We start from the raw sequence: 9,457 nt of genomic DNA, 5'->3' as shown, positions 1-9,457 counted from the left end.
ACATTACTAATATCGCGGTGTATTAATCAACGGGGAGCAGGTCAAAATAGGAAAGGGCGAATTAACACAAGATAACAGCCTGAAATCATGGCGATTTCAGGCTGAAATTATCACAAAAAAACAAAATAAAACCATTAAAAACAACTAGATATAATTAAATTTATTGTGGCGAATTTTTGAGAATTTCATCTATAAGTTACTGTCATTCCGGTTCAGAAAGGTGCTTGTGCAGCGTCATTTCGATAACACGGTCAAGTTCCTGCTGGAGTTCGCTTGAGAGTCGATTGAATTCATAGCTGAATGATCTCCCACGAGTTTTCTTCCTTGCGAACCGATCTTTGTCGGTGAATTTCCATAGTGCTTTTGTGACAAACCTTTCTTTCGTTTTTTGGTGAGCAGCTGTTTTCTTAAGACATGCCAATATGCGATCTTTAATTTCTTCATCCGTCAGTTGGTTATCATCACAGATATCTTCTATCTGTGAAGTAACCTGACTCACCATATCTTGCGGTCGGACATCTTGTTCCTGAAGTGACTCTGCAATAAGTAACAGAGCCTTATAGTCAGGGTAATTAAGCTCAGACTGGACCGGAAAGGCAGCTAATAGCGATGCAGGAACACTGGCAGCTTGAAGCGCACGAGTAACTTTTGCAGCAGATAGTCCTTGATCTTGCGCTATATCTTTCTGATTCATGCCAGCATCCCTAAGCACCATCAGCCGCATACCAATTTCTCGTAAGTTATGTTCACGAGCAGTCTGAATGTCTTTGGCCAACCTTCTGGCATCATCAGCCGAAACAGGGGTATCACTGACAAGTACATCAAGTGGGCGATGGCACAGTATGGCGGATAAACGGCGCCGCGAGCCATCAAGAATCTCTATTCTATCGTCAACCCTGACCCCAATAGCAGGAAAGAACTGCTGAAAAGGAAATGTACGAGTAATGTCTTTCAGAGATTCGGGAGTCAATGAGGCTTGCTCACGGCCGTTAATCTCCTGCACAACAAATGTCTTATCCTCAACCTCTTCAGCTGGCACAGTCTCCAGCCTGAATAAAACTTTTTTCCCTGAGTGTAGGGTAAATATGCTTGAATAAGCGTCGCTGCTCTTTTCTTCAAGAAAAGAAGGGGGGGTAAGTGTGCGCCCTATAGTGACTCTTTTTTTAGTCATTAGTTAATTCCTCAACCTGCACGTAAGTACTCAATACGATCAAAAACCGCTTTTGCAAAATCCTCTGCTGCAGCTCTTGCGTTCTTCAGAGCTTCACTGCTGCCGACATAGGTAGAAGGGTTTGCGGAAATAACAGTATCAAACGACTCACCACATCGTTCAAACCCATCCAGTCGTGGGAGAGAAACGTCAAGCATATCGCCACCAAAAATCTCTTTGGCCAGACTGTGGCAAAGTTTGTGGTCAGTCTTGTTAATCAGCTTGGACATGAAACCAATATTTGATTTCAGTCTGACGGGGCACCCGGATTCTTCAATAAGTGCTACTAACTCCGGAAGTCTGGCCAGGTATTTCATTGTAGAGTGGAAATCAACCTGTGCCGGCGGAACTGGCGTGAAAAGTAGATTGGACGCGGCTATTGCATTCATCAAGAAAGCATCAAGATGAGGGCCACTGTCGATAAAGATAAAATCATAGTCATGTACTAGTTTGTCGATGATGTTCTTACGAAGTACCGCATGGATATTCTGGCCTGGCAAGTGTTCCTGACACAGTTCTTCCCACCGGGATGCTATGAAGGCATCTTCAATAGACGCGGGGATAACATCTACCCCCGGAACGACCGATGGAACAATGAACTCTTCAATCAGCTCTTCACGAGTGACGTTCTGAAGCATAGCCTGTGCACTTGTTGTTTCTACAGCACCAGTGGCTTTAATGTGATTCAAAAACATTGTTGCTGATGACTGGGGATCAAGATCGATAACCAGAACCCGCAAATCTTCAAATAACAGGTGAGGGTGAACCCTTAATGCATGAGCTAGTGATACAGTGGAAACTGTTTTGGATACGCCACCCTTAAGGTTGCCAACAAACAGAGTAAACGCTTCTTTATGCCGATCGCGATATTTAGGAACTCCTCGATGTTGATAAAGATCGATGATATTTTGAACAGACATGGCGTATTTAGTTGAAGAACCTGCCGCTCTTTTCTCAAAAACATACCCCAGTTCTTCCATTTCGCTGACAGCATAATCCACGCTCGCCCGGGTTAACTTGGGAAGTTTGGCCAGTGCAGCTTTGGCATATACCTGGTAATAAGTATGCTCCTGAAGCTCATCCTTTTGCTCCATAATTTGCCGGGTAAGTGTGGTCAGCATCTTTTCGGAGCGTTGAGCGACTTTCTGAAGTTGATTTATCCCTGTCGACACGATGATCACCTGTATGCAGTTTTCTTTGCAGAATTTAAAAATACTGCATACAGGTAATGATGTAAACTATAAACAGGGATATTGTGACTTTGTACAAGAAATTAGTCAGTGCTCGCCGCAAGTACTGACTAGCGAAGTCTGTCAGTACGAGGAAGCACCAGGGAGATGGGGTTACATTGGGCACCGACGCGCATTATTCTCCTGAGAAAAAGGATTTATCCACTTTTCCACAGGTTCGATCCAGTAAAAAACGATCCTTATATGATCATTAATATGATCCTTTAAGATCCCACTTGCTATTTATGTTTTAATATCATTCTGTTACAGCATTTTTTAACCACTGTAGCGAGGATTATATCCACTGTATATTGTATTCTATCCACTATAAAGAGGTTACTATCTGCTATGGAGAGTCAAAGATAACCACTGTAGTGAGTTTTGCTAATGAAGCATGTGGATAACTCTCTTATTGAAATGCTTGATTGTCTTTTTTACATATTTTCTGCATTCAGATCTGTTTTCGTGACGATTTTTTATGTTCGCATAACCACGTTTTGCTTTTTTTGTGAGCAAATATTCACTGTAGTGAGCTATCTACACTGGAATATCCGCTATAGTGAGTGCTAATATCCACTGTATTCAGTGAGCGGTAACTGATCTTACAGGCAGAAACGAATGGACGATGAAAATTCATTGATCGCAAATTCATTTACAGAGACAGACAAGAAAACTGGAAATTTGGTCACTCTGGTGCCCAACTCAAGCAATACTGTTCAACCTGTAGCACTGATGCGACTGGGGCTTTTTGTTCCAACACTGAAATCTACGGCGAGAGGCCGCAAAGGCCAGATGGCCTCTATGGACGTAACAGAGGAGCTTAAGCAACTTTCTCTCGTTCGTTCAGAAGGTTATGAGAACATCAAGATTACCGGTGCCCGTCTTGATATGGATAACGACTTCAAGACTTGGGTGGGTATCATTCATGCGTTTGCAAAATATAAGGTCCTGGGAGACAGCGTAACGCTTCCTTTTGTTGATTTTGTGAAATTATGTGGAATCCCTTCAGCACGCTCCTCAGCGGCGCTCAGAAAGCGTCTGGATGCCTCTTTAACCCGTATTGCCACTAACACCATTTCTTTTACCAGTAAATCCGGTGATTATTATGTGACGCATCTGGTGCAGTCTGCGAAATACAGTCCCAGGAATGATGAAGTTACCCTGCAGGCTGATCCTAAGATTTTCGAACTGTATCAGTTTGATAAAAAGGTTCTTCTTCAACTGCGGGCGATTAATGCACTTTCGCGTAAAGAATCTGCTCAAGCTTTGTATACGTTCATAGAAAGCCTCCCGCTTAATCCGGCACCGGTTTCCATGTCTCGCCTGCGTTCCAGGTTGAACCTCACATCTCGTACTATTACGCAAAATGCAACGGTACGTAAGGCAATGGAGCAACTGAAGAATATTGGTTACCTTGATTATACTGAACTGAAGCGTGGTCGTACGGTGTATTTTCATATCCACTATCGTCGGCCCAAACTGCGCCCCGAGCATATCCCTGTTGGTCTTCCCTCTGAAATTGAGCAGGAATTACTGGAGGATGAAGTCGCTACTGAGCAGGATGGTGAAATGGTCAGGCTAACCCGGGAAGAGCTTGAGATCCTTGATAAGATTCGCAGTGGCAAGATTGTATAACCACTATGATGAGTAACTTTACTTCGACTATCCACTGTAAGGTGTAATGAGTTGTTCAGTTACCTGCATTTCTTCGGCTCCTGCCCACAGTTCCTGCTTTCTGGCATTAGTATCTCTCTGTAGTGGTTACCCTGTAGCGTTCTTTTCTCTCTACAGTGGTTATCACTTTAGAGTGGTTGCTCTCGTCGTAGTGGATGTTTTGCTGTAAATGGTGGAATCTCCTCTCTACAGTGGTTGCTTATTCGAATAAGTATCTATTTTTATTTTAACTTATTGATATATAGAAGATAAATATTTCATTTTAGAGGATGGTCATCAACTTGTAGTAAATTTTTTTTATTCCATATCCTTCAGTTACGTATTGCTGGAGCCGAAGTTCTGATATCCACTGTGGTGAGTAACGACATTACTGCCTTGTCTCTCTGGAGGATCTGCGTTAGATCGACTTTGCGAATTATTCTGTGACGTTGTCACGATAAAGCCGATATGAATCCTCTGTCCTGCTATAGCTCTTCCAATTAATATCCACTGTAGCGAGTAATTGGTTGTTGCCACCACTGTATACCATCCAGGTGCGAGGACCTGGTAGCGTTTATCAGATGACTGTGATGAGGAGACTCTGGATATCCGCAAGAAAAATCTTCAGGGGGGCAAAACCACCCCGGAACAGCCCCCTGAAGGAATAGCAATTGCCTTCTGTACCTCGGTAATGTGGCGGGGCCACTGATTAGCGCCTCGGTCTCGGCGATGGTCGGTCTTCGCTGGGAGTTTATCGCGACCGCGATTATTGTGATTGTTAATATCTGGCAACTGGCGATCATGTTGCATCGTAGCTTCCATACTGCTGCGTAATCACCTTTCTCTCGTCTCAACTGGTATTGACTTCACAAGGTAAATGCCGGTTGTTGAGTCTCTTTGGTTATAAATGCATTATCGATCACAAAACGATCATTTTTATCTCCTGACATCTTCCAATATTTACTGTTACGCGTATAAAGTTACGCGTAACATTTTTTTAAAAAGAGGTTTTATGAAAAATTTATTCGATTTGTCAGGCAAGCGCGCGCTGATTACTGGTTCTGCCCAAGGGATCGGGAATCTGTTGGCTGGTGGGCTTGCAGGGTATGGCGCTGAAATAATTATCAATGATCGTACACAGGAGCGGGCCGACCAGGCTGCACAGGCGCTGGTTGCCCAGGGCCATCGCGCCGTAGGGTATGCATTTGATGTAACCCGGGCGACTGAAGTCGAGCAGGCGATTGCTTATATTGAAGAAGACATTGGGGCGATTGATATTTTAATTAATAACGCGGGTATCCAGCGTCGATTCCCTTTTACCGAATTTCCTGAGGATGAGTGGGATAAGATTATCGAGGTAAATCAGAAGGGCGTTTTTCTTGTTTCGCAGCAGGTGGCTAAATATATGATTCCGCGCCGGGCAGGGAAAATAATTAATATTTGCTCGATGCAGAGTGAACTGGGACGTAAGACAATTACTCCTTATGCGGCATCGAAAGGGGCGGTAAAAATGCTGACCCGCGGAATGTGCGTTGAATTAGCGGAATATAATATTCAGGTTAATGGTATTGCTCCGGGATATTTCGCCACCGAGATGACTTCCGCTCTGGTGAATGACGAAGTGTTTTCCGCCTGGCTGTATCAGCGAACTCCAGCAGCGCGCTGGGGGAAACCGGAAGAGTTAATTGGCGCAGCGGTCTATCTGGCTTCCCCAGCGGCAAACTTCGTTAACGGTCATCTCCTGTTTGTGGATGGTGGGATGCTCGCCGCCATCTGAACTCCACCACACTGCAGATTGCCTGTTCGTTGGTTGCGGAAGTCCGAGGTCGGCGAGCGGATCTGCAGAATGAATTAACCCCCTGTGATGCTATTCATAATATGAGGATCGCTTATGCAAATGCTCGCGAAATTACCAGTTCGCCGCTGGTGGTATTTAATGCCGATTATATTTATTACCTACAGTCTGGCATATCTCGATCGTGCAAATTATGGTTTTGCCGCTGCGGCGGGAATTGAAAGTGATTTAGGTATTACAAAAGGAACCGCCTCACTTATTGGCGCGCTATTTTTTCTCGGCTATTTCTTTTTTCAGGTGCCTGGCGCGATATATGCAGTAAAACGCAGCGTGCGGAAAATGATTTTCTTTAGTCTGGTATTATGGGGATTCTGCGCTGCGGCTACCGGGTTTGTCAGTAATATCCCGATGCTGATGGCGATTCGCTTTATTCTCGGCATAGTTGAGGCGGCGGTAATGCCAGCGATGCTGATTTATATTAGCAACTGGTTTACCAAAACCGAGCGTTCGAGAGCCAACACTTTCCTGATCCTCGGTAACCCGGTGACCGTCCTGTGGATGTCCATTGTTTCCGGCTACCTGATTCAGGCCTGGGGTTGGCGCGAAATGTTTATTATTGAGGGGATTCCGGCGGTACTGTGGGCGATTTGCTGGTGGATTCTGGTTCGCGATAAACCCGCAGACGTTTCCTGGCTCAACGATCGGGAAAAACAGGTTCTTCAGCAGGCAATGGACAGCGAGCAGAGCAATATAAAGCCGGTGCGTAACTATGGTGAAGCGCTCCGCTCGCGCAATGTGATTATGCTCTGCGCCGTTCATGCGCTGTGGAGTATCGGGGTGTACGGTTTCATGATGTGGATGCCGTCGATTCTGAAAAACGCCGCGCAGATGGATATTGTGGCGGTAGGGTGGCTGGCGGCGGTGCCGTATCTTGCGGCGATCTGCCTGATGCTGACGGTCTCCTGGCTGTCAGATAAGTTTCAGAACCGTAAGCTGTTTGTCTGGCCATTATTACTGATTGCCGCTATTGCATTTTTTGGTTCGTGGATCGTAGGTAACCAGGCATTCTGGCTCTCTTATGCGCTGCTGGTCGTTGCTGCTGCCTGCATGTATGCGCCTTATGGTCCTTTCTTCGCGCTCATTCCCGAGCTGTTGCCGCGCAACGTTTCAGGTGTATCTATGGGGTTGATTAATAGCTTCGGTGCGCTGGGCGCGTTCCTTGGCGCATGGTTGGTGGGGTATCTGAATGGTATCACCGGCGGACCTGGTGTATCTTATACCTTCATGGCTATTGCGCTGCTGGCTTCCGTGGTGTTGATGTATAACGTTCACGCGAGTAACCCGCCCTCTTTAACGTTCGTGACGGCAAAAAAGGTGACGGGTTAACATAAAACCTGGCAGTTGTGATAAGGTTCTCTGGGAATACATAAGTCGTATGTCGTAGAGAACCTGATGAAAAACAACCGGATGACATTACAGGATATCGCTAACTTGGCGGGACTCAATAAAATGACGGTCAGCCGTTATTTGCGCGACCCCGGCCAGGTTTCCCTGCGCAGTCGTGAGCTGATTGCAAAGGTCATGGAAGAGAACAACTATATCCCTAATCGGGCACCGGAAATTTTGCTTAACGCGCGTAGTAAAACGATAGGCGTGCTTATCCCTTCATTTCGTAACCAAATTTTTGCTGATGTTCTGGCCGGAATCGAGTCGGTCACTTCTGCGCATCACTACCAGACCCTGATTGCCAACTACGAATACGATCCACTGCGTGAAGAGCGTGAAGTGCTCAATCTGCTCTCTTACAATATTGATGGGCTGATTTTGACCAGTAAGCAGCATAGCGATCGTATGGTGCAGTACGTGCGTGCCAGCGGCATACCTGTCGCTGAACTGATGGATTTCGGCGGCCAGCATCTGGATATTCAGGTGGGCTTCGATAACGAAAAGGCGGCATGGGACATGACCAACGCTTTCCTTGAAAGCGGTAAGCGGGCGATTGCCTTTTTTGGTTCAATGGATGATCCGCGGGATTTAAGTCGTTTTTATGGTACCGAACTGGCGCTGGCGGCGCATGGCCTGAAGGCATATCACATGGTGCCGCGGACGATCTCTTCAGTTGCCCTTGGCCGACAGATGTTCCTGCAGATGCAGCAGTCTCGCCCGGATATTGACGCAATTTTTTGTACCAACGACGATCTGGCGGTTGGTGTGTTGCTGGCGTGCCAAGTGCAGGGAATTGCTGTGCCGCAAAACATGGCTATTGCCGGTTTTCATGGCCTGGAAATTGGCCGCGCGCGGCTAAAAAAAATAGCCAGCGTCATTACCCCACGTTATGAAATAGGCAAAACGGCGAGTGAAATACTTATTGCGCGATTGGCCGGTAAAGACGCGGTAAATCGCGTTAATCTGGCCTATCAGATATATTATGGTGATACATTGTAGCTATGGATTGACGGTGATATTCCATTTTATTCTTATTGTGTTGATTAAGGTTACTAACCTGTGACCTGCTCCCCGTTGATTAATACACCGCGATGTTAGTAATGTCTTCATAAGACACATGAGGACATCCCCATGAAGAAGCGTTTTTCCGACGAACAGATCATCAGTATCCTCCGCGAAGCTGAAGCAGGAGTGTCTGAACGAGAACTGGTTCATCTCGCTGGAGGATGCACGGTGCAAAAATAGAGGCGTGGTGCATACACTATAATCAGGGGCGTTCCCATTCTGCACTGGTCTGGATGACGCCATCCGAATTCGCTGAGAAGTCTGCCGGTTGCCTGAATATGCAGCCAATATGAAGCCGGTTATTATTGATTACGGCAGGATCAGATTCGGGGTCAGGATCGTCAGGAGGAAGGTCATGTTAAAACCCGTGGCGGTTCAGATTTTGGACCTGGCTCATTCGAGCTGAAAATCATTGCATAATGCTTAAAGGTGAGCCAGAAGATTAAAATTTTGATGCAGGTCAAAAAAAACACTTTAACAAATAATTAGGATTTTTCAACATTCTGATTCTGCTTACAAGACGATTTCTTATTCAGTCCTATGTTAAGTGAAACTTTCAGCTGCACTCTCGAGATCAATGAGAGATCTTCTGATATATTATAATAAAAAAGATGTTAGGAGTTAATCCGAAGCCTGTAGAAGGTCCTCTTTTCTGACTTATTCTGTTTCTGATATAGGAAAGGCAACCATCCTAATATGTTTACTAAAACCTAGGATTTTTCCTTTTTGCGAAAAATCCTAGGTTTCAGGTTATGAATCAGTAAAATTTCATATTGATTTTCGTAATGTGATAATTAATAATTGTAGGTAAAGAAGGGTTTTTATTTATTTTCTGGTGATCTAAATTAGTTAATTAAAAAATAAAGTAACTATTATTCAGCTATGCTTATTCTCTGGTGAGCTAGAGAAAATGGTTTCCTATACCTCTAAAAACACGATGTTTATTATGTGATTTTTTGAATAACTAGTGCGCTTTCATTTTTATGATGAGAGTCATTATTATTGTTCTCTAACTCAATGGAATAAGTAGATGAAGAGCCCGGTATTTCAGCAGTTTCC

6 protein-coding genes and 2 pseudogenes are annotated in these 9,457 nt (G+C 45.0%); 6 read left to right on the top strand and 2 right to left on the bottom strand.

Annotation, left to right across the window (positions count from 1 at the left end; translation table 11 throughout):
- Nucleotides 1-202: 202 nt before the first annotated feature.
- Both AQ981_RS24985 and AQ981_RS24980 read right to left on the bottom strand, forming a co-directional pair.
- On the bottom strand, nucleotides 203-1,171 hold the full coding sequence (locus AQ981_RS24985; protein WP_058914469.1) for a ParB family protein: 969 nt from the start codon (nucleotides 1,169-1,171) through the stop codon (nucleotides 203-205).
- Between the two features lie 11 nt (nucleotides 1,172-1,182).
- Nucleotides 1,183-2,331: an AAA family ATPase gene (locus tag AQ981_RS24980; RefSeq protein ID WP_058914471.1), complete on the bottom strand. Its 1,149-nt coding sequence runs from the start codon at nucleotides 2,329-2,331 to the stop codon at nucleotides 1,183-1,185.
- 726 nt (nucleotides 2,332-3,057) lie between these two features.
- Here AQ981_RS24980 and AQ981_RS24975 point away from each other — a divergent pair.
- From AQ981_RS24975 to AQ981_RS28315, 6 genes and pseudogenes are all read left to right on the top strand, one after another.
- Nucleotides 3,058-4,074, top strand: coding sequence for a RepB family plasmid replication initiator protein (locus AQ981_RS24975; RefSeq protein WP_058914468.1), 1,017 nt, complete (start codon nucleotides 3,058-3,060; stop codon nucleotides 4,072-4,074).
- 696 nt (nucleotides 4,075-4,770) lie between these two features.
- Nucleotides 4,771-4,926: pseudogene (locus AQ981_RS27510) on the top strand (multidrug transporter subunit MdtG); the annotation flags it as partial.
- Between the two features lie 178 nt (nucleotides 4,927-5,104).
- On the top strand, nucleotides 5,105-5,869 hold the full coding sequence (idnO, locus tag AQ981_RS24970; protein WP_058914470.1) for a gluconate 5-dehydrogenase: 765 nt from the start codon (nucleotides 5,105-5,107) through the stop codon (nucleotides 5,867-5,869).
- Between the two features lie 114 nt (nucleotides 5,870-5,983).
- On the top strand, nucleotides 5,984-7,273 hold the full coding sequence (locus AQ981_RS24965) for an MFS transporter (RefSeq protein WP_058914467.1): 1,290 nt from the start codon (nucleotides 5,984-5,986) through the stop codon (nucleotides 7,271-7,273).
- 66 nt (nucleotides 7,274-7,339) lie between these two features.
- Entirely contained in the window at nucleotides 7,340-8,332 is a 993-nt protein-coding gene (gene idnR, locus AQ981_RS24960; protein WP_058914466.1) for a DNA-binding transcriptional regulator IdnR, read from the top strand.
- Nucleotides 8,333-8,516: 184 nt separating this feature from the next.
- Nucleotides 8,517-8,691 (top strand): annotated as a pseudogene (locus tag AQ981_RS28315) (integrase core domain-containing protein); the annotation flags it as partial.
- Nucleotides 8,692-9,457 lie beyond the last annotated feature (766 nt).

This window comes from Entomohabitans teleogrylli (genome assembly GCF_001484765.1).
Taxonomy (GTDB): domain Bacteria; phylum Pseudomonadota; class Gammaproteobacteria; order Enterobacterales; family Enterobacteriaceae; genus Entomohabitans; species Entomohabitans teleogrylli.
The sequence above is the reverse complement of the archived record's forward strand: the minus strand, read 5'-3'. Positions and strand labels throughout refer to the sequence as shown.

Bases quoted from the DNA above. Each gene is read 5' to 3' on its own strand.
- AQ981_RS24985 (WP_058914469.1), bottom strand. From the start codon at position 1,171: ATGACTAAAAAAAGAGTCACTATAGGGCGCACACTTACCCCCCCTTCT.
- AQ981_RS24980 (WP_058914471.1), bottom strand. From the start codon at position 2,331: ATGCTGACCACACTTACCCGGCAAATTATGGAGCAAAAGGATGAGCTT.
- AQ981_RS24975 (WP_058914468.1), top strand. From the start codon at position 3,058: ATGGACGATGAAAATTCATTGATCGCAAATTCATTTACAGAGACAGAC.
- idnO (WP_058914470.1), top strand. From the start codon at position 5,105: ATGAAAAATTTATTCGATTTGTCAGGCAAGCGCGCGCTGATTACTGGT.
- AQ981_RS24965 (WP_058914467.1), top strand. From the start codon at position 5,984: ATGCAAATGCTCGCGAAATTACCAGTTCGCCGCTGGTGGTATTTAATG.
- idnR (WP_058914466.1), top strand. From the start codon at position 7,340: ATGAAAAACAACCGGATGACATTACAGGATATCGCTAACTTGGCGGGA.